Below are 20,395 nucleotides of genomic sequence, written 5' to 3' on the forward strand. Positions count from 1 at the left end.
CTGCGTCCCCGCTCAGCGCGCCGGTGCCCAGCCCTCGCTCGGCGCGCCGGCGACCGCGACCTCGGTCCGCCCGTCCTCGAACAGCCGGACGATGCTCACGGACGCGGGCGCGACCCGCAGCTGGCTCCACGCCGACGGCTGCGCGCGCATCGCCACGCCGAGCGCCGCGCGGATCGCGACCGCGTGGCTGACCACCACGACCGTCCGGTCCACGCCGCCCGCGAGCAGCGCGTCGAGACCGCCCCGGATGCGCCGGCCGACGTCCTCGATCGACTCGCCGCCGGGCGGGCGGACGTCCGCCTCGGTGTGCCACGGCACGAGCATCCCGGGCCAGCGCTCCTCGATCTGCTCGGCGGTGAGCCCCTGCCACGCGCCGAAGTCGGCCTCCCGGAACGCCGGCTCGGTGCCCACGGGCAGCCCGAGCCGTCGCGCCACGACCGCCGCCGTCTCCTGCGTGCGCACCATCGGCGACGCGAGCAGCTCGGTCGGGTACGGGATGTCGCCCCACAGGTCGCGGCCCACGCGCCGCACGAGCTCCGCGGCCGCGGCCGCCTGCGCGCGCCCGTGGTCGTTCAGGGACGGCCCCGGCTCCGAGGAGCCGGAGTAGCCGCGCGAGACGGTCATCGTCGTCTCGCCGTGGCGCACGAGCACGACGGTCACGGGCTGCTCGTCGTCGAACCGGACCGCCGCGCCGGACGGGCGCGGGAGCCGCGCGCGTGCACCCTCGCCGACGGGCGCCGGCGCGGGCGGCAGGCCCGGCGACGGCGCGTCGGGCGTCGGCCCGGGGTCGCGCGACACCGGGCCGCGCGTGTCCATCGCCTCGTTCGCGAGCGCGTCGGCCGCGGAGTTCTCCGCGCGCGGCACCCACGTGTACGTCACCTGCGCGCGCGGGAGCACCTCGGCGGCGCGCCGGGCGAGCCGGCGCATGTCCTCGTGCTTGATCTGCCACCGGCCGGACATCTGCTCGACGACGAGCCGCGAGTCCATCCGCACCTCGACGAGCGCCGCGGGGTCGATCTGCGCGGCCGCCTCGAGCCCGGCGACGAGCCCCGAGTACTCGGCGACGTTGTTCGTCGTGACCCCGAGGTGGTCGGCGCGCTCGGCGAGGACCTGCCCGGTGGCCGCGTCACGGACGAGGGCGCCGTAACCGGCGGGCCCCGGGTTCCCGCGCGAGCCACCGTCGGCCTCGACGACGAGCCGGCGCGGCGAGCCCGCGGCGCCGCCCGTCGACGTCATCAGAAGGCGTCCTCACCGCGCACGAGGATGCGCCCGGAGTCCTCGCAGTACACGACCTCCTCGGGCGGGAGCGCCTTGATGCGCGCGAGCTCGGTGCCGGGCACCTGCAGCCCGCTGCCCTCGGACCGGCCCCTGCGCAGCGCAGCGACGGCGACGCCGCCGAGCCGCCCGCGCAGGCGCTCGTAGAGCGCGAGGAGCTTCTCGTCGAGCGGGGCCGCGAGCTCGGCCCGCTGGCCGGCGACCTTCTCGGCCTCGGCGTCGAGCTCGGCGAACGCCGCGTCGCGCTCCGCGACGAGCTCGGACTTCTGCGCGAGGACCTCGGCGTGCGCCGACGTCAGCCCGGCGAGGGCGGACTCGTGCGCCTCGAGCCGCTCCATGACCTCGAGCTCGACCTCCTCGAGCTCGTCCTGCCGCCGCGCGAGCGACGCGAGCTCGCTCTGCAGCGCCTGCAGGTCCTTGGGGCTGCCGGACCCGGAGTCAAGGCGGGCCTGGTCGCGCGCCGCGCGGGTGCGGACCTGCTCGACGTCGGTCTCGGCCTTGGTGACCTCGCGGCGCAGGTCGTTCGCGGCGGTGCGGGACGCGACGAGCGCGGTGTCGAGGTCGGCGAGGCGGCCGTCGACCTCCGCGAGCCGCGCGAGCACCGGGTGGGTGCGCTTGCGGTGGGCGATCTGGTCGAGCCGGGTGTCGAGCTGCTGCAGGTCGAGGAGCCTGCGCTGGTCCTCGGGGGGTGCGGTGGTCACGGGGCGGTTCCTTCCGACGACGGGGGGCGGTCCGGGCTCGGGACCCGGCCGGACCACGGATCGGTGCGCAGCGTGCTGACCCTGGTCTCCACCGTAGCGCCGGCGGCGAGGGCGTCCGCGCGCAGGTCGGCGGCGGCGTGCTCGAGCCACGGCCACTCGGAGGCGAAGTGCGCGACGTCGACGAGGTACGGCGTCGCGGGCGTGCCCGGCGCGGCCTCGAACTCCGCCCGCTCGCGCAGCTCGGACGCGGGGTGGTGACGCAGGTCGGCGGTGAGGTAGGCGTCGACCCCGGCCGCGCGCACGGCGTCGAACAGGGAGTCGCCCGAGCCCCCGAGCACCGCGACGCGCTCGACGCGACCGTCGGGGTCGCCCGCGAACCGCACGCCCTGCGCGGTCGCCGGCAGCACCTGCGCCACGAGCTCCGCGAGGCCCCGCAGCGTCGTCGGGGCCGGCAGGCGCCCGACCCGCCCGAGGCCGGTCGGCCCGTCCTCCCGCGCGAGCTCGAGGACGTCGAACGCGACCTCCTCGTACGGGTGGGCGGCACGCATCGCCGCGGTCACGGCGCGGCGCAGGCGGCGCGGCGCGACCATCTCGACGCGCGCCTCGACGACCGTCGTGACCTCGCCGCGGCGGCCGATCGCGGGATCGGCATGCTCGGACGGCGTGAACGTGCCCTCCCCCGTCGTCCGCCACGCGCAGCGGCTGTACTCCCCGATCGCCCCGGCCCCCGCGGCGGCCAGCGCGTCGACGAGCCGCTCGGCGTCGGCGACGGGGACGAACACGACGTGCTTGTCGAGCGCCTCGACGGGCTGGGCGACGAGCGGCACCTGGTCGACGAGCCCGACGGCGCCGGCGAGCGCCTCGGCGACCCCGCCGGGCGCGGCGTCGGCGTTGGTGTGCGCGACGTGCAGCGCGACCCCGGACCGCACGAGCCGGTGGACCAGCGCCCCCTTGAAGGTCGTCGCGGCGACGGAGGTCACGGGGCGCAGCAGCAGCGGGTGGTGCACGAGCACGAGGTCGGCGCCCCACGCGACCGCCTCGTCGACCACCGCGGCGACCGGGTCGACGGCCAGCAGGACCTTGCGGACGGGCTGGCGCGGGTCGCCCGTGACGAGCCCGACGGCGTCCCACGACTCGGCGGTCGCGGGCGGGTAGCGGCGCTCCAGGAGCCGCACGACCTCGGCGAGGGGCAGGGCGTCGTCGCGGGTCACGGACGGAACGCTACCCGCCGGGACGCCCGCCACCGAGCACCGTGACGGGGTCGCCCACCGCGACCCGGCCCGTGGTCACGGGGACCATCCGCACGCCGAACCACACCTTGCCGTCCCAGCGCCGGTGCTTCGCGAGCGTGCGCAGCGGCTCCTGCCCGCGCGCCAGGGTCACCGGGTCGACCGTCGTCATGGCGCAGCGGTCGCAGTGCTCGGCGAACCGCAGCTCGACCTCGCCGACCCGGATGCCCGGCCACGCGTCCTCGGCGAACGGCTCGACGTCGCCGTCGACGACGAGGTTGGGCCGGAACCGCTCCATCGCGAGCGGCGCGGGGCGCGCACCGGCCGCACCGGCCGCACCGGCGACGCCGCCGAGCCCCGCTTCCCCGCGGTCCGCGCGCCCGGGCAACGTCCGCGCGGGAGCCGCCGCGACCCACTCGTCGAGCCGGCGCAGCGACGCCACCACGGTCACGAGCACCGGGCCGTCGTCCGCGAGGCTGAGCGGGTCGCCCGGCCGGCCGCCGTGGGCCTCGTCGACCGGACGGCGCGCCGGGTCGTCCTGCCACACGAGACGCACGTCGAGCCCGAGCACCGCGCGCAGCCACGCGTCCGCCGCAGGCCCGGCGGCCAGCGCCCGGTCGACGCGCGAGAGCGTCACGGCGACGGGCGGCCCGTCCACCGGCGGCTCGACGCGGAGGTCGTCGTGGCCAGGGTGGCTGAGCACGACACCGCCCCCGGCGGTCGTGCGGGCGCCCACCCCGAGCAGGCCGGGGTTGCGTCGCGCCGTCACGGCCGCGCCGTCGGGACCGACGAGCATCCACCGACGGTCCCCGCGCAGCCCCGCACGCTCGAGCTCCGCCGCGGCGACGGGCTCGCCGCGCAAGGACTTCACCGGGTGGATCGTCAGGGCCGCGAGGTGCACCGCGCGACGCTAGCAGGCAGCCCGCGCGGCGGACCGCCCCGCAGACCGGGCGGGCGCCGGGACCGGCGTGCACATGGGTGGGCCCGGCCGGTTTCGAACCGGCGACCTCCGCGGTGTAAGCGCGGCGCTCTGACCAGCTGAGCTACAGGCCCCTGCGACGGGGGCACAGCCTACCCGCCGGAGGACCTCAGGCGGGGGCTCCGGGGAGCGCGGCGACGGCCGCCCGGTAGTCCGCGAGGTCGCGCACGACGCCGCGCGGGTTGCGCACGCACCACCGGACCACGCCCTCGGCGTCGACCAGGAAGCTGCACCGCAGCGCGAGCCCGTGCACCTCGTCGAACACGCCGTACGCGCGCGCGACCTCGCCGTGCGGCCAGAAGTCGGAGAGGAGCGCGAAGGTGTAGCCCTCCTGCTCCGCCCACGCGCGCAGCGAGAAGGTCGCGTCGCACGACACCACGAGGAGCCGCGCGCCGGAGTCCTCGAGCTCGCCGAGGTTGTCGCGGAGCTCGCACAGCTCCTGCGTGCACCGGCCCGAGAACGCGAACGGCACGAAGACGACGAGCACGGGTGCCCCGCGCAGCGCGCCGAGGCGAACCGGGGTCCCGTGGGTGTCGTCGAGCGTGAAGTCCGGCGCCGGGTCACCGACGCCGACCGGGGCGCCGGGGACCGACGGGTTCACTTGCCGCGGCCGCGCGTCCCGAGCCGCGTCGCGGACCAGTCCGAGGCGATCGCGAAGGTGCTCGTCGCGTGGAGGCCCGCGGTGGTCGCGGCCTCCTCGATGTCGCCGTGGTCGACGTGGCCGGTGCGGCCGGGCTTGGGCGTGAACACCCAGATCGAGCCCCCGTCGTCCAGCACGGTCTGCGCGTCGACGAGCGAGTCCGTGAGGTCGCCGTCCTCCTCGCGCCACCAGATCACGACGGCGTCCGTGACGTCGTCGTAGTCCTCGTCGACGAGCTCGGTGCCGGTGGCAGCCTCGATCGCTGCGCGCAGGTCGTCGTCGACGTCGTCGTCGTACCCGAACTCCTGGATCACCTGACCGGAGGTGAAGCCCAGACGAACCGCTGCCTGCGTGGCCGCGTCGCCCGCGGTGCTTGCCACGTGCTGACCGTTCCCTTCCGTCGAGGCCGCCCAGAGGTGGCGACCTTTCGATTCCGCAAACCGTAGCCCACCGCACCGGGTGACGCCGTGGCAAGGCCCCGGGGAGAACCGGCGTGGCGCGGGTGTCGCGAGCGTCACGTCCGCCCGGGGACCCTCGGTGTGACTTTCCGGGCTGCAGGGCAGGACAATGGGTGAACTACCCCGCGCCCGACGGCGCGCACTGCCGCGCACGAACGTCGGGACCGGGCCCAGGTGCGCGCAGGGGCCGACCAGGCGCCGCCGCGAACGAGAGGCGAGGAGCGCTGGTGGCTTCGACCGACGAGAGAGGGCCGCTCATCAACGGCCTGCTGAGCCAGGTACCCGACTTCGACCCGGAGGAGACCGGTGAGTGGGTCGAGTCGCTCGACGGCCTGATCGACGACCGCGGCGGGCCGCGGGCACGCTACGTCCTGCTGAGCCTGCTCAAGCGGGCACGTGAGCGGAACATCGCGGTGCCCACGTCCGTGAACACGCCGTACGTCAACACGATCGGCGTGCACGAGGAGCCGTACTTCCCCGGCGACGAGGTCATGGAGCGGCGCTACCGCTCGTGGATCCGCTGGAACGCGGCCGTCATGGTCACGCGCGCCCAGCGACCCGGCGTCGCGGTCGGCGGGCACATCTCGTCGTACGCGTCCGTCGCGACGCTGTACGAGGTGGGGCTCAACCACTTCTTCCGCGGCAAGGACCACGAGGGCGGCGGCGACCAGGTCTACTTCCAGGGCCACGCCTCCCCCGGCGTCTACGCGCGCGGGTTCCTCGAGGGTCGCCTGTCCGAGCACCAGCTCGACGGGTTCCGCCAGGAGCTCTCGCACCCCGGCGGCGGCCTGCCGTCCTACCCGCACCCGCGGCTCGCGCCGACGCTGTGGGAGTTCCCGACCGTCTCGATGGGCCTCGGCCCGGCGTCGGCGATCTACCAGGCGTGGACCAACCGGTACCTGCACCTGCGCGGCATCAAGGACACGAGTCAGCAGGACGTCTGGGCGTTCCTCGGCGACGGCGAGATGGACGAGCCCGAGAGCCGCGGCATGCTGCAGCTCGCGGCGCAGCAGGGTCTCGACAACCTGACGTTCGTCGTCAACTGCAACCTGCAGCGCCTCGACGGCCCGGTCCGCGGCAACGGCAAGATCATCCAGGAGCTCGAGGCGCAGTTCCGCGGCGCCGGCTGGAACGTCATCAAGGTCATCTGGGGCCGCGAGTGGGACGTCCTGCTCAACGCCGACAAGGACCGCGCGCTCGTCAACCTCATGAACGAGACGCGCGACGGCGACTACCAGACCTACAAGGCCAACGACGGCGCGTTCGTCCGCGAGCACTTCTTCGGCCGTGACCCCCGCACCAAGCAGCTCGTCGAGAAGATGACCGACGACGAGATCTGGGCGCTCAAGCGTGGCGGGCACGACTACCGCAAGCTCTACGCGGCCTACTCGGCGGCGCGCGCCCACACGGGGCAGCCGACCGTGATCCTCGCGCACACCATCAAGGGCTACGGCCTGGGCTCGGGCTTCGCGGGACGCAACGCGACGCACCAGATGAAGAAGCTCAAGGGCGACGACCTCAAGGCGCTGCGCGACTCGCTGCACATCCCGATCACGGACGAGCAGATCGACGCGGACCCGTACCTGCCGCCGTACTTCCACCCCGGCGCGGACGACCCGGCGATCCAGTACATGCTCGACCGGCGCCGCCAGCTCGGCGGGTTCGTGCCCGAGCGCCGGGAGAAGCACGTCCCGGTGCAGGTCCCGGGCGACAAGGTCTACGAGGGGCTCGCCAAGGGCTCGGGGACGCAGGAGGTCGCCACGACGATGGCGCTCGTGCGCCTGTTCAAGGACCTCGTCCGCGACAAGGAGTTCGGCCACCGGATCGTCCCGATCATCCCGGACGAGGCCCGCACCTTCGGTCTCGACGCGATCTTCCCGAGCGCCAAGATCTTCAACACGCAGGGCCAGCACTACCTCGCGGTCGACCGCGACCTCATGCTCTCCTACAAGGAGTCCGAGGCCGGCCAGATCATGCACACCGGCATCAACGAGGCGGGCTCCGCGGCGGCGTTCCAGGCGGTCGGCACGTCCTACGCGACGCACGGCGAGCCGCTCGTGCCGTTCTACTTCTACTACTCGATGTTCGGGTTCCAGCGCACCGGCGACCAGTTCTGGGCGGCCGGCGACCAGATGACCCGCGGCTTCCTCATCGGGGCGACCGCGGGCCGGACCACGCTGACCGGCGAGGGCCTGCAGCACGCCGACGGGCACTCGCCCGTGATCGCGGCGACCATGCCGCACGTCGTGCACTACGACCCGGCGTACGGGTACGAGATCCGGCACATCGTGCGCGACGGCATCGACCGCATGTACGGCCCCGACTCGGGCCGCGACCGGGACGTCATGTACTACCTCACGGTGTACAACGAGCCGATGCTCCAGCCGGCCGAGCCCGAGGGCGTCGACGTCGAGGGCATCCTGCGCGGCATCCACCGCGTGGCCGAGGCCGAGGGCGACGGGCCGCGCGCCCAGCTCCTCGCGTCCGGCGTCGCGGTGCCGTGGGCGCTCGAGGCGCGGGAGCTGCTCGCGAACGACTGGGGCGTGCGCGCCGCGGTGTGGTCGGTCACGAGCTGGAACGAGCTGCGGCGCGACGGCCTGCGGGCCGACGAGCGGGCGTTCCTGCACCCCGGCGAGGAGCAGCACGAGGCGTACGTGACGACGAAGCTGCGCGGGTCCGAGGGTCCGTTCGTCGCGGTCAGCGACTTCGACCACCTGGTGCCCGACCAGATCCGCCAGTGGGTCCCCGGCACCTACGCGACGCTGGGCGCCGACGGCTTCGGCTTCTCGGACACCCGGCCGGCGACGCGGCGGCACTTCAAGATCGACGGCCCCTCGGTCGTCGTCCGGGTGCTGCAGCAGCTCGCCCGCGAGGGGCACGTGGCGCACGACGCCCCGGCCCAGGCGATCGAGCGGTACCGGCTGCACGACGTCACGGCCGGGACCTCGGGCAACGCGGGCGGGGAGTCCTGACGCGCGTGCCGTGAGGCGCTGACTGGTACGACGAGGGGCCCGGCGGTGATCCGCCGGGCCCCTCGTCGTACGTCCTGCTGCGTGCGGCGCGCCGAGCGTGTCGCGACGGGACCGCCCTGCCGGCGCGTCAGGCGCCGGGCGTGTGCTGCTGGGCCTGCGTGATGGCCCGGCCCAGCTCGGCGCGCAGGTCCGCGACCGCACGCGCGTCCGGGTAGAGGTCGAGCGACGCGAGGTGCTGCTTCGCCTCGAACGGGCGGTCGGCCTCGAGCGCGGCGAGCACGAGCTGCCGGGCGATCTCGGGGTCGTGCTCGCGGGGACGCCAGTGACCGACCCCGAGCGACAGCGCGTCGACGGGCAGCCCGGCGTCGCGCAGGACACCGAGGCCAGCGGCGAGCGCCTGGCCGCTCGGGTCGCGCTCCGCGGCGGTCGTGAGCCGGCGCAGCGTCCCCTCGTGGTCGTCGCGCACGGACAGCCGGGCGACCTCGATCAGCGGGTACCAGGCGCGGGGGTTGCCGGCGAGCTCCTCGCCGAGCGACCACACCGCGAGGTCGGCGGCGCGCTGGCGCTCGCTCTCGTCGGTCGGCGCGCTCAGCGGGTCGCCGTCGTGCGAGGTCTCGGCGGCGCGGCGGCGGACGATCTCCGCGAGCGCGCTGAAGGCCCGCTCGTTGTTCGGGTCGTCGCTCAGCATCGAGCGGAGGGCGTCCTCGTGCAGGGTGTCCCCGCGGCGCGTGGCCGTGGTCGGGCGCCGTGCGCCCACTCTCGATGCCGACGTCGGTCGTCGCATGAGCTGGCGGAGCCGGGGCAGAAGGGCCATGAGGCGACAATATCCGCTGGCACGCCCGCGCACCCGGGCGGAGGGCCGGATCGGGGGTCGTGACGGCCCGGGTCTTTGTCGACTTCCCACAACGGCGGACCGTATGCTCGCCGGATGGCCCCGCCCCGCACCCGCACCGCCGCGAGCGAGCCCGGGACGTCGACCCGCACGGCACCGGCCCTCGCGCCGTCGCCGGCGCCCGCGTCGACCGGGGCTGGAGCCGGGGCCGGCGACGCACCGTGCCCCACCGGCACGGAGACGCTGCGCCGCGTCCGGGACGGCAACGGGCTGCTCGCGGCCGCCGCGATGCGCCGCCTCGACGAGGACCTGGACTGGTACCGCACGCTGCCCGCCGAGGACCGCTCGTGGGTCGGCCTCGTCGCGCAGGCGGGCATCACCGCGTTCGTCACGTGGTTCGGCGACCGGTCGACTCCGCCGCACGGCGTCGGCGAGATCTTCGCCGCCGCTCCCCCGGAGCTGACCCGCTCCATCTCCCTGCAGCACACGCTGCAGCTCGTGCGGGTCGTCGTCGACGTCGTCGAGACGCACAGCGACGAGCTCGCGGCGCCCGGCGGCGAGCGGGACCTGCGCGAGGCCGTGCTCCGGTACTCGCGCGAGGTCGCCTTCTCGGCCGCCGAGGTCTACGCGCGGGCCGCCGAGGTGCGCGGCGCGTGGGACGCCCGCCTCGAGGCGCTCGTGGTGGACGCCCTGGTCCGCGGCGAGGTCGACGACGCGCTCCGCTCGCGGCTCGCCGCGCTGGGCTGGAGCGGCCGCGGGTCGACGCTGGTCATGGTCGGCACGACGTCCTCGGTGCTCGACGACGTGCGCGCCGCGGACCTGCGCCGCCAGACCCGCCGCGCCGCGGACGACGCCCTGGTCGGGATCCAGGGCGACCGCCTCGTGGTGATCCTGGGCGGCGAGCGCGACCTGCGCGCCGCCGCCACCTCGCTGCTCCCGCGCTTCGGGCCCGGTCCGGTCGTGATCGGCCCGCTCGTGCGGGACCTCGCCGACGCGGCCCGCTCGGCGCGCGCGGCGCTCGCGGGTCTCGTCGCGGCACCCGCGTGGGAGCAGGCCCCGCGGCCGGTGCCGGCCGACGACCTGCTGCCCGAGCGGGTGCTCACCGGGGACGTGATCGCGCGGCGCACGCTCGTCGCGCAGGCCTACGACCCGCTCGTCGCCGCGACGGGCTCGCTGCTCGAGACGCTCTCGGCCTACCTGGGCGCGGGCCGGTCGCTCGAGGCCGCCGCACGGGTGCTGTACGTGCACCCCAACACCGTGCGCTACCGCCTGCGCCGGGTCGCGGACGTCACGGGCTGGGACCCGCTGAACCCGCGCGAGGCGTACGTGCTGCAGACCGCGCTCGCGCTCGGCCGTCTGGGTGAGTCCGCCGCCGGCACCTGAGCCTTTGTAGGATCAGCACAACGTCGTTCGACGAGGTTGGTGCGCGTCGTGTGCCGTGCCCGCGGGACAAGCAGGGCACAGTGGACAGGTGCTCGCCATCGTCTGCCCTGGCCAGGGCTCCCAGTCCCCCGGAATGCTCGGCCCGTGGCTCGAGCTCGACGGGGCCGCTGCGCGCCTCGACGGGTTCTCGCGTGCCGCCGGGCTCGACCTCGCCGCGCACGGCACGACCTCGGACGCCGACACGATCCGGGACACCGCCGTCGCGCAGCCCCTGATCGTCTCGACGTCGCTGCTCGCGGTGCACGCGGTGGTCGACGGCCTCGGCGGGCATACCCCCGCCGAGATCGCGGACGTCACCGCAGGCCACTCCGTGGGCGAGTTCGCGGCCGCCGCCGTCGCGGGGGTGCTCGACGACGCCGACGCGGTCGGTCTCGTGGCGCAGCGCGCGACCGCGATGGCCCGCGCCGCCGCCGCGACCCCGACGGGCATGAGCGCGGTCGTCGGCGGCGACCCCGCGGAGGTCCTCGCCGCGATCGCCGCCGCCGGCCTCACGCCCGCCAACGTCAACGGGGGCGGCCAGGTCGTCGCCGCCGGCGACCTCGATGCCCTCGCGGCGCTCGCGGCGAACCCGCCGGCGAAAGCGCGCGTCATCCCGCTCCAGGTGGCCGGCGCGTTCCACACCGAGTTCATGCGCCCCGCGCTCGACGCGTTCGCGCCCGCCGCCGCGGCCCAGGCGGCGCACGACCCGCGCACGGTGCTGCTGTCCAACGCCGACGGCCGCGCGTATGGCGACCTGCCCGGTGCGACCGGCCCGCGCGGCTCGGGGACCGAGGTGCTGGCCCGCCTCGCGCAGCAGATCGTCGCCCCGGTGCGCTGGGACCTGTGTCAGGAGACGCTCGTCGGGCTCGGCGTGACGGGGCTCCTCGAGCTCGCGCCCGGTGGTGTGCTCACCGGGCTCGCGCGACGTACGCTGCCCGGGGTCGAGACGGTCGCGGTGAAGTCCCCGGCCGACCTGGACGCGGCGCGCGAGCTCGTCCGGCGCCACACCTCCTCTCCCGCGAGCAGCGCGGCTGAGTCCCCGAGCACCCAGGAGAACGCCTCGTGACCCGTCCGACCCTCACGCAGGCGACCGGCCCCGCGCACACGCGGATCCTCGGGCTGGGCGCCGCGCGCGGCTCGAAGGTCGTGCCGAACGACGACATCGTCGGCCCCATCGAGTCCTCGGACGAGTGGATCCGGCAGCGGACCGGCATCGTCACGCGCCGCCGCGCCGAGGCGGACACCGACGTGCTCGACCTCGCCGAGGAGGCGGCCCGCGAGGCGATCAAGAACGCCGGGCTGACGGGCGCGGACATCGACGCGGTCATCCTGTCGACCGTCACCTACTTCCACCAGACGCCCGCGGGCGCCGCGATCGTCGCCGACCGGGTCGGGGCGACGCCCGCCGCCGCCTACGACATCTCGGCCGCGTGCGCCGGCTACTGCTACGGCGTGGGCCAGGCCGACGCGCTCGTGCGCTCAGGTGCGGCGCGCAACGTGCTCGTGATCGGCGCCGAGAAGATGAGCGACTTCATCGACCCGACCGACCGGAGCATCTCGTTCCTGCTCGGCGACGGCGCGGGCGCGGTCGTCATCGGCCCGTCCGACACCCCGGGGATCGGCCCCACGGTCTGGGGCTCGGACGGCGGCCAGGCGCAGCTCATCCGCCAGACGCACTCGTGGCAGGAGGCCGGCGAGCAGGGTTGGCCCACGCTCCGCCAGGAGGGTGCGAGCGTCTTCAAGTGGGCCGTCTGGCAGATGGCGCCCGTCGCGCAGAAGGCCGTCGCGGCCGCGGGGCTGACGATCGACGACCTCGACGCCTTCATCCCGCACCAGGCGAACATGCGGATCATCGACCAGATGATCAAGCAGCTCAAGCTCCCCGACACGGTCGCGGTCGGCCGCGACATCGCCGACATGGGCAACACGTCGGCGGCGTCGATCCCGCTCGCCACCGAGCGCCTGCTCCGCGAGGGCCAGGCGAAGAGCGGGGACATCGCGCTGCAGATCGGCTTCGGCGCGGGCCTCGTGTACGCCGCGCAGGTCGTCGTCCTGCCCTGACCCCGACGGGGCCGGCGCCGGACCTCCCGACACGCGACCGGCCCGACCGCTCGTCCGCCACCCGGCGGTACCGTGCACGTCCCAGCAGCACGTCCCAGCAGCACCCCAACCAAGGAGATACCGATGGCGCACAGCGAGCAGGAGATCCTGGCCGGACTGGCCGAGATCGTCAGCGAGGAGACGGGCCTTCCCACCGACTCCGTCCTGCCCGAGAAGTCCTTCACCGACGACCTCGACATCGACTCGCTGTCGATGATGACGATCGTCACCCTCGCCGAGGAGAAGTTCGACGTGCGCATCCCCGACGACGAGGTCAAGAACCTCGTCACGGTCGGCGACGCTGTCTCGTTCATCTCGGGCGCCCAGGCCTGAGGACACCGCTCGGCCGTACCCCGGCCGAGCACGCCGCTCGGCCGGGACGCTTCCCGGCCGAGCACCGCTCGATCAGCACCACCGGACCGAGCACAGCCCGACCGGACCCGCTCAAGTGAGCGCCTCCGGTCCGCGCTCCCCCGAGGACGCAGCACGACGCAGCCGGCCGCCCGGCCCGCCCACGGCGCACCACACGCCCGGGCCGGGCGCCCGGACGCCCTCCCGCCACCGCCCCGAACTGGAGCACCCATGAGCCCCGTCACCGACGTCGTCGTCACCGGCCTCGGCGCCACCACGCCCCTCGGTGGTGACGTCCCGAGCACCTGGCAGGCCGCCCTCGCGGGCGAGTCCGGCGCCCGCCCGCTCCCCAACGACTGGGCCGAGCGGTACGAGATCGCCGTGAGCTTCGCCGCGCAGCTCAAGGTCGGCCCCGACGAGGTGCTCACGCGCCCCGAGATCAAGCGGATGGACCCCTCGGCGCAGTACGCGATCATCGCCTCGCGCGAGGCGTGGGCCGACGCCGGCAGCCCCGAGGTCGACCCCGAGCGCCTCGGCGCGGTCGTCTCGTCGGGCATCGGCGGGATCTGGACGACGCTCGACGCGTGGGACACGCTGCGCGAGAAGGGCGGGCGCCGCGTCCTGCCCATGACCGTCCCGATGCTCATGCCCAACTCGCCCGCGGCCTACGTCGAGCTCGAGCTGGGGGCGCGCGCCGGTGCGCACGCGCTGGTCTCGGCGTGCGCGTCCGGCGCGGAGGCGATCGGGTACGCGGTCGAGATGATCCGCTCCGGCCGCGCCGACGTGGTCGTCGCCGGCGGCACCGAGGCGGCGATCCACCCCATGCCGCTCGCGGCGTTCGCGGCGTCGCGCACGCTGTCGACCCGCAACGACGACCCCGCCGCGGCGTCGCGCCCGTACGACACCGGGCGCGACGGCTTCGTGCTGGGCGAGGGCGCCGGCATCGTGGTCCTCGAGAGCGCCGAGCACGCCGCCGCCCGCGGCGCACGCGTGTACGCGAGGATCGCCGGCGTCGGCCTGTCCGCCGACGGCTACCACCTGACGTCCCCCGAGCCGTCGGGCCGCGGTCAGATCTCGGCGATGCGCGCGGCTCTCGCGGACGCCGGCGTCGACGCGGGCGACGTGCGGCACGTCAACGCGCACGCCACGTCGACGGTCGTCGGGGACCTCATCGAGGCGCGCGGCGTCCGGGACGTGCTCGGCGCCGCCGCCGACCAGGTCGCGCTGTCCGCGACGAAGTCGATGACGGGTCACCTGCTCGGCGGCGCCGGGGCGCTCGAGACGATCTTCACGGTGCTCGCGCTGCACGAGCGCACGGCTCCCCCGACGATCAACGTCTCCGACCCGGACCCCGAGCTCGTGCTCGACCTGGTCCGCGACACCCCCCGCGCGCTGCCGGCCGACGGTCAGCTCGCGGCCATCAACAACTCGTTCGGCTTCGGCGGGCACAACGTGGCCCTGGTGGTCACGACGGCCTGAGGCACCCTCGAGCACGGCCGAGCACGACGACGCCCGGCCGCCGCGACCCGTGAGGGTGTGCGGTGGCCGGGCGTCGTCGTGTGCGGTGCGGTCGGCGTCGTGCCTGGCGGGCGTCGTGCCCGGCGGGCGTCCTGCCTGGCCGGCGGCGTCAGCCGACCCGGTGCAGCCAGCGCACGGGTGCCCCGGCGCCGGCGTAGCGGAACGGCTCGAGCTCGTCGTCCCACGCCTGACCCAGCGCGAGGTCGAGCTCGGCGCGCAGGCGTGCCGGGTCGGCGGCGTGCACGAGCGCCGCGCGGATGCGGTCCTCGGGGACGACGACGTTGCCGTGCACGTCCGTCTGCGCGTGGAAGATGCCGAGCTCGGGCGTGTGGCTCCACCGCGAGCCGTCGGTCCCGTGGCTCGACTCCTCGGTGACCTCGTAGCGCAGGTGGGTCCACCCGCGCAGGGCCGAGGCCAGGCGGGCGCCCGTCCCCTGGGCACCCTGCCACGACAGCTCTGCCCGGTACATCCCCGGGGCCGCGGGCTGCGGCGTCCAGTCCAGGGACACGCGTGTGCCCAGCACGTTGCCTGCCGCCCACTCCATGTGGGGGCAGAGCGCACGTGGCGCTGAGTGCACGAAAAGTACACCGCGGGTGATCGCACCTGCCATGTCGCCCTCCTGACGGCTCGAGGTTCGTCTTCCCCAACGACCTCGTCCCGCAGACGGGAGTGCACCACGGCCTCGCGGCGTGCTGGTGACAGCATGCACGATGCCCGGGGCCGGACGCCAGCGAATCCGGTTCCGCCACCCGGACGTGCACGGGTTCGGCACCCGGCCGCGCCGGTCTCGCCCCGATCCGTCCCGGTCCGTCCCGGTCAGGGTTCCGACGCGGCGGACGACCGCTCAGAGCTGGTCGCGGATCGCGCGCATCGCCTTCTTGCGGACCGAGCGCTCGAGCCGGTCGAGGTAGAGGTACCCGTCGAGGTGGTCGACCTCGTGCTGGAGGCACCGCGCCATGAGCTCGGTGCCCTCGACGACGACCTCGTGACCGTCGAGGTCCTCCCCCACGACGCGCGCGTACCAGGCCCGCTTGGTCGGGTACCAGAGGCCGGGCACCGAGAGGCAGCCCTCGTCGCCGTCCTGGTAGTCCTCGGACAGCTCGACGATGCGCGGGTTCAGCACGTAGCCGATCTCGTCGTCGATGTTCCACGAGAAGGCGCGCAGCCCGACGCCGATCTGGTTGGCGGCGAGGCCGGCCCGGCCCTCGTGGTCGACGGTCTCGAGCAGGTCCGTCACCAGGGAGCGGACCCGGTCGTCCACGGTCGTGATCGGGTCGCAGGGGGTGCGCAGGACCGGGTCGCCGACCGTGCGGATCTCTCTCATCGCCATGCCCACGATTGTTTCATGCGGCGCTGTCCGGCTCGGGCACTCCGGAGGTCGAGGGCGTGAACCGCGAGGCCGGGCACCGCACGACGCCGCCCTCCGGGGCTCGGCGCCCGCGGGTGCGGCGCACGAGCGGCTCGTCCCACGCCGGCCTTCGAGAGCGCGACGCCGTCGGCCACCTCGTCCCCTGCGCGCAGGGTCGCGCACGTCCCCGCGGCGAGCCAAGAACGCACGGCCATTCGGGTGACCCAGGTCACGTGAATTGGACGCGTGCACGACAAAAGGCCCGGGGAATGTCCCCGGGCCTTTTGGTGAGCTGCTGTGCTCAGACGTCCGAACGCTGCTGCGGGACGCCCGTGAGGAGCTGACGCACCTCGTTCTCGTGGAAGCGGCGGTGCCCGCCGAGCGTGCGGACCGCCGAGAGCTTGCCCGCCTGCGCCCAGCGCGTGACGGTCTTCGGGTCGACGCGGAACATCGCTGCGACCTCACCCGGCGTGAGCAGAGCGCCCGGCATCGAGGTGGACTCGGAACGGTTGGGGGTGGTGATGGCCATGATGGCAACTCTCCTGTCGTTCGGTAGCTCGGCTGACCCCTGAGGCCCCGTGGCTTTGCGTCCCCACCTTGCGGCGGGTTTGCCGTTTCTCGCTGACGTCCTCAACTATGCATGAACCCGGACAACTTCGCAACAACCCCCCGAGGGTGAAACGTCCGGACCAGGGGGCCGTTCGGGTGAATCGATGCGCTTCGACGCCGTACATAACACGGCTTCCGCGACCGCGCATCCTGACCGCCGCGGGAGGCGCGGATGGGCCGGAGCAGACGTGCCCATGACGATCTCTCGCCCTCCGGCGCGATTCGTCCTACCCTTGGCCCAACGCCCAGGCGCGAGCGGGGCGGGTCGCCAGGTGACCACGGCGGGTGACGGGCGCCTCATCTTGTGCGGGTGAGGCGCCCGAACGCTGTCCGCGGCACCCTCCTTCCGCCCGATCGAGACCTGCGCCACACCGGCGCCACGTCCGGTCCGCCGCAGACCCGGCCAGGACCCGCGCACGGAGCGGTGCACCGGCGGCCGGCACCGGACCGGGGCCACCTCCAGGGCACCTGACCTGCACCTCTCCCTCAAGAAGATCGCGCGCGTGCCGATGGTGCCACGGAGGAGCCCACACGTGGCTCGCAGCTGGAGGAGTCACGTGCCGCACACCTGGACCGTCCTCGCGCTCGCGCGCCACATCGGCGGGTTCTACCACGGTGAGCTGCTGGCGGGGCTGGTGCGGGAGGTCACCGCTCAGGGGGGCCGCGTCGTCGTCGCGCAGACCGCACCCGAGGCGCCCGAGCTCGACGAGACGGTCGTCGGCGAGACCGCCCTGTCGGTCGCCTGGGACCAGGCCGACGCCGTCGTCACGATCGCGCTGAGCGCGAGCGCGCCGTTCCTCGCGCGGATGCTCGAGCTCGGCAAGCCCGTCGTGCTCACGAGCCAGCAGGTCGACGGGGTCGAGGCGCCGGTCGCGCTCCCCGACAACCACGGCGGGACCCGCGCCGCCGTCGACCACCTGCGCGCGCACGGGCACACCCGCATCGGCTTCGTGGGCGACCTGCGCCAGTACGACTACCGCGAGCGCCACGCGGCGTACCGTGACGCGCTCGCCGCGCACGGACTGACCCCGCGCGACGAGCTCCTGGTCGTGGCCCGTGACTGGTCGGAGGCCGCGGGCGAGGACGCCGCCCGGGAGCTGCTCGCCCGCCCCGAGCGGCCCGACGCGGTCGTCACCGCGTCCGGGCACAACGCCATCGGCCTCATCCGCACGCTCACCGCCGCCGGCGTGCGCGTGCCCGAGGACGTCGCGGTCGTCGCGTTCGACAACGTCGAGCACGGTGCCTACGCGACGCCGAGCCTGTCGAGCGTGCACCAGCGGTTCGACGAGGTCGGCGCGCTCGCCGGCTCGCTCGTGATGCGGGCGCTGCGCGGCGAGCACGTGCCGACCGGCGGCCACGTGGCCGCCGCCACCGTCGTCGTGCCGCGCGGCTCGTGCGGGTGCCGCGACGACCTGCTCACCGCTCGCTCGACCCCGGCGTCGCGCGTCGCCGGGGTGCCCGTGCAGCCCGAGGACCTCCACCGCACCCTGTCGACCCTGCTGGCCGGGCGGCACCCCGGCACCGTCGCCCCCGACGCGACCGCCGCGCTCGCGACGGAGCTCGACCGCCTCCTGCAGCTCGGCGACGGCCTGACCGAGGCGGACCTCGACGGCCTGCTGTCCCGCATGCACGAGGCGGCGCTGGACGCCGACGCGCTGCACCGGGTCACCTCCGTGCTCACCGAGCACGTGCAGCGCCTCATGAGCGCGGGCACGTCGACGGGCGCGAGCCCGCACGCCGCCGCGCTGAGCCGCGTGGCCGCAGCGCTCTGGCGGCTGCAGAACCACGGCTCCGTGCAGCGCTCGCACGCCCTCGCGCACCATGTGCTCGAGGGCTCGGACGTCGCGGCGGCGCTGCTGCGCGCGGACGCGGACGCCGCGCGCGGTCTCGGCTGGCTCACGCACACGCACTCCCGCGCGGGGCTGCTCGCGCTGTGGGACGACGCCGCACCCGGCGCGCCGCTGCGGCTCGCGGGCGTGCACGACCCCGCCGGACTGCTCGACCACCACGTCGGCGAGGATCTCGACCGGCGCCGGTTCCCGCCGTCCGACCTCGTGGGGGCGGCCGACGGCGCGCAGGGCGAGGTGTGCCTCGTCGTGCCGGTCCGGACCGCGACCCGGCGCTGGGGGCTGCTCGCCGTGCTCGGCGTCGTGAACTCCCGGTCGAGCCACGAGGCGTACCACCACTGGGCGACGCTGCTGGCCTCGGTGCTCGAGGGCGAGGAGCTCGCGCTGAGCGCGCGCGCGAGCGAGGCCCGCTACGCGCACGCGGCACGAGCCGCGAACGACGGCCTCTGGGAGCTCGACGTCGCGACGCGCGCCATGCACGTGTCGCCGCGCGGCCGCGAGATCCTCGGCCTGGACCCCGACGCGCCCGCCCGCATGGAGCGCTGGACGGAGGTGACCCACCCCGACGACCAGGGGCGGGTGCGCGCCGCCTTCGCCCAGGCGCTCGCCGACCCGGAGGTCCCCGTCGAGGTCGAGTACCGGCTGCGCAGGCCCGACGGGGACTACCGGTGGGTGCTCAGCCGCGGGCTCGGCGTCGCCACCGGCCCGTCGGGGCAGGCGGCGCGGCTCGTCGGCTCGCTCAGCGACATCCACCCGCGCAAGGAGCTCGAGGAGCAGCTGCGCGCGGCGGCGCTCTACGACCACCTGACCGGCCTGCCGAACCGCCGGCTGTTCCTCGAGCGGCTCACGGCCGCGGTCGAGCAGCACCGCCGCGAGCCCGGGTCGCGGTTCGCGGTCCTGTTCTTCGACCTCGACGGCTTCAAGCTGGTCAACGACTCGCTCGGGCACCTCATGGGCGACCAGCTGCTGCTCGCCGTCGCCGAGCGCCTGCGCGCCCAGGTCCGCGGCGTCGACACGGCCGCGCGCTTCGGCGGCGACGAGTTCGCGGTCCTGCTGTCCGAGCCGGAGCCCGACGAGCTGCTCGCGATCGCCCAGCGCATCCAGGAGCGGATCTCCGCACCCGTCGAGCTCGCCGGGCACGAGGTCGAGGTCACGGCGAGCGTCGGGGTCGCGACGTCGTCCGGGGAGTACACCGACCCCGAGGACGTGCTGCGCGACGCCGACATCGCGATGTACGACGCCAAGGGCAGCGAGCGCGGCTCCGCGTCCGTGTTCGACCCGACGATGCACGTGCGCGCGACGGTGCGGCTGCGGGCCCGCGGCGAGCTGCGCACGGCGCTCGCGCGCAGCGAGTTCGTCGTGCACTACCAGCCCATCGTGGCGCTCGACGGCTCGGGGCTCGAGCACTTCGAGGCGCTCGTGCGCTGGGAGCACCCCGAGCGCGGGCTGCTCCTGCCCGGGGACTTCCTGCCCGCGATGGAGGACAACGCGACGATCGTGACGCTCGGGAGCTGGGTCGTCGACGAGGTGTGTCGGCAGATCGCCGCCTGGTCGCTGGACTACCCGGGGGCGGTCGCGGTGTCCGTCAACCTCTCCCACCGCGAGTTCTGGGCGCCCGCGCTGCTGCGGACCGTGACCGACTCGCTCGCGCGCCACGGCGTGCCCGCGCGCAGCCTGATCCTCGAGATCACCGAGTCGGTGATCATGGCCGACCCGACCGTCGCGCGGAAGGTCATGGCCGACCTGCGGGAGCTCGGCGTGCGGCTGCACATCGACGACTTCGGGACCGGGCAGTCCTCGCTGAACGCGCTGCGGACGTTCCCGGTCGACGCGCTGAAGATCGACGGCGCGTTCATCCGCGAGCTCGAGGTCGTCGAGCAGACCACCGAGCTCGTGCGGATCATCGTCGAGATGGGCCGGGTGCTCGGCATCGAGGTCGTCGCCGAGTGCGTCGAGACGCCGTCGCAGGCGGACCGCCTCCGGTCCATGGGCTGCGCGAACGCGCAGGGCTGGCTCTACGCACGCGCGCTGCCCGGCGCGGAGGCCGGTGCGCTGCTCGGGCACTCCCTCGCGTCGGAGGCCGTCGAGGCCGCGGGCCCGGGGCGCTGACCGCG

General features: G+C 74.9%; 17 protein-coding genes, 1 tRNA gene and 1 riboswitch. Of the genes, 7 read left to right on the forward strand and 11 right to left on the reverse strand.

Annotation, left to right across the window (positions count from 1 at the left end; all coding sequences use genetic code 11):
• Positions 1-12: 12 nt before the first annotated feature.
• The 7 genes from CCE01nite_RS15665 to CCE01nite_RS15695 all read right to left on the reverse strand — a co-directional run bounded on the left by CCE01nite_RS15665 (position 13) and on the right by CCE01nite_RS15695 (position 5,204).
• The gene (locus CCE01nite_RS15665) at positions 13-1,236 is read right to left on the reverse strand and encodes a bifunctional RNase H/acid phosphatase (protein ID WP_034625101.1); all 1,224 of its coding nucleotides are present in this window, start codon (positions 1,234-1,236) and stop codon (positions 13-15) included.
• Positions 1,236-1,976, reverse strand: coding sequence for a zinc ribbon domain-containing protein (locus CCE01nite_RS15670; protein ID WP_034625171.1), 741 nt, complete (start codon positions 1,974-1,976; stop codon positions 1,236-1,238). The genes CCE01nite_RS15665 and CCE01nite_RS15670 overlap by 1 nt, the downstream gene beginning before the upstream one ends.
• Positions 1,973-3,187 carry a Nif3-like dinuclear metal center hexameric protein gene (locus CCE01nite_RS15675; protein ID WP_052103477.1) on the reverse strand — a complete coding sequence of 405 codons (1,215 nt, stop codon included), beginning with the start codon at positions 3,185-3,187 and terminating at the stop codon, positions 1,973-1,975. Before CCE01nite_RS15675 ends, CCE01nite_RS15670 begins: the two co-directional genes overlap by 4 nt.
• Before the next feature lie 10 nt (positions 3,188-3,197).
• Positions 3,198-4,106, reverse strand: a complete 909-nt coding sequence (locus CCE01nite_RS15680; protein ID WP_034625104.1) for an MOSC domain-containing protein — start codon at positions 4,104-4,106, stop codon at positions 3,198-3,200.
• Positions 4,107-4,184: 78 nt separating this feature from the next.
• Positions 4,185-4,258, reverse strand: a tRNA-Val gene (locus CCE01nite_RS15685).
• A gap of 35 nt (positions 4,259-4,293) precedes the next feature.
• Complete coding sequence (locus CCE01nite_RS15690; RefSeq protein ID WP_034625109.1) at positions 4,294-4,785, reverse strand: peroxiredoxin; 492 nt, start codon at positions 4,783-4,785, stop codon at positions 4,294-4,296.
• Positions 4,782-5,204: a DUF3052 domain-containing protein gene (locus CCE01nite_RS15695; RefSeq protein ID WP_034625111.1), complete on the reverse strand. Its 423-nt coding sequence runs from the start codon at positions 5,202-5,204 to the stop codon at positions 4,782-4,784. The genes CCE01nite_RS15690 and CCE01nite_RS15695 overlap by 4 nt, the downstream gene beginning before the upstream one ends.
• A 305-nt stretch (positions 5,205-5,509) precedes the next feature.
• Between CCE01nite_RS15695 and aceE the strand changes: the two genes are divergently transcribed.
• Entirely contained in the window at positions 5,510-8,254 is a 2,745-nt protein-coding gene (gene aceE / locus CCE01nite_RS15700; RefSeq protein ID WP_034625113.1) for a pyruvate dehydrogenase (acetyl-transferring), homodimeric type, read from the forward strand.
• Positions 8,255-8,381: 127 nt separating this feature from the next.
• Here aceE and CCE01nite_RS15705 read toward each other — a convergent pair whose 3' ends face one another.
• Positions 8,382-9,068 carry a hypothetical protein gene (locus tag CCE01nite_RS15705; RefSeq protein ID WP_034625115.1) on the reverse strand — a complete coding sequence of 229 codons (687 nt, stop codon included), beginning with the start codon at positions 9,066-9,068 and terminating at the stop codon, positions 8,382-8,384.
• 114 nt (positions 9,069-9,182) lie between these two features.
• Here CCE01nite_RS15705 and CCE01nite_RS15710 point away from each other — a divergent pair, with 114 nt between their 5' ends.
• The 5 genes from CCE01nite_RS15710 to CCE01nite_RS15730 all read left to right on the forward strand — a co-directional run bounded on the left by CCE01nite_RS15710 (position 9,183) and on the right by CCE01nite_RS15730 (position 14,438).
• On the forward strand, positions 9,183-10,469 hold the full coding sequence (locus CCE01nite_RS15710) for a PucR family transcriptional regulator (protein ID WP_084142452.1): 1,287 nt from the start codon (positions 9,183-9,185) through the stop codon (positions 10,467-10,469).
• Between the two features lie 88 nt (positions 10,470-10,557).
• Positions 10,558-11,574: an ACP S-malonyltransferase gene (locus tag CCE01nite_RS15715; protein WP_034625117.1), complete on the forward strand. Its 1,017-nt coding sequence runs from the start codon at positions 10,558-10,560 to the stop codon at positions 11,572-11,574.
• Positions 11,571-12,569 carry a beta-ketoacyl-ACP synthase III gene (locus CCE01nite_RS15720; RefSeq protein WP_034625121.1) on the forward strand — a complete coding sequence of 333 codons (999 nt, stop codon included), beginning with the start codon at positions 11,571-11,573 and terminating at the stop codon, positions 12,567-12,569. Before CCE01nite_RS15715 ends, CCE01nite_RS15720 begins: the two co-directional genes overlap by 4 nt.
• Positions 12,570-12,692: 123 nt before the next feature.
• Complete coding sequence (locus CCE01nite_RS15725) at positions 12,693-12,941, forward strand: acyl carrier protein (RefSeq protein ID WP_034625123.1); 249 nt, start codon at positions 12,693-12,695, stop codon at positions 12,939-12,941.
• A gap of 249 nt (positions 12,942-13,190) precedes the next feature.
• The gene (locus tag CCE01nite_RS15730) at positions 13,191-14,438 is read left to right on the forward strand and encodes a beta-ketoacyl-[acyl-carrier-protein] synthase family protein (protein WP_034625125.1); all 1,248 of its coding nucleotides are present in this window, start codon (positions 13,191-13,193) and stop codon (positions 14,436-14,438) included.
• Positions 14,439-14,586: 148 nt separating this feature from the next.
• Here the strand turns inward: CCE01nite_RS15730 and CCE01nite_RS15735 are convergent, their stop codons facing one another.
• The 3 genes from CCE01nite_RS15735 to CCE01nite_RS15745 form a co-directional block, all read right to left on the reverse strand.
• Positions 14,587-15,087, reverse strand: a complete 501-nt coding sequence (locus CCE01nite_RS15735) for a DUF3145 domain-containing protein (RefSeq protein WP_034625127.1) — start codon at positions 15,085-15,087, stop codon at positions 14,587-14,589.
• Between the two features lie 234 nt (positions 15,088-15,321).
• On the reverse strand, positions 15,322-15,807 hold the full coding sequence (def, locus tag CCE01nite_RS15740; protein ID WP_034625130.1) for a peptide deformylase: 486 nt from the start codon (positions 15,805-15,807) through the stop codon (positions 15,322-15,324).
• A gap of 319 nt (positions 15,808-16,126) precedes the next feature.
• Positions 16,127-16,315, reverse strand: a complete 189-nt coding sequence (locus CCE01nite_RS15745; RefSeq protein ID WP_034625178.1) for a BldC family transcriptional regulator — start codon at positions 16,313-16,315, stop codon at positions 16,127-16,129.
• Positions 16,316-16,373: 58 nt separating this feature from the next.
• A riboswitch (cyclic di-GMP riboswitch) is annotated at positions 16,374-16,448 on the reverse strand.
• A gap of 543 nt (positions 16,449-16,991) precedes the next feature.
• Between CCE01nite_RS15745 and CCE01nite_RS15750 the strand changes: the two genes are divergently transcribed.
• A complete protein-coding gene (locus CCE01nite_RS15750; protein ID WP_052103465.1) occupies positions 16,992-20,390 on the forward strand; it encodes an EAL domain-containing protein in 3,399 nt (1,132 codons plus the stop codon).
• The last annotated feature ends 5 nt before the right edge of the window (positions 20,391-20,395 follow it).

This window comes from Cellulomonas cellasea (assembly GCF_006538745.1).
In the GTDB taxonomy this organism is placed as follows: Bacteria; Actinomycetota; Actinomycetes; order Actinomycetales; family Cellulomonadaceae; genus Cellulomonas_A; species Cellulomonas_A cellasea.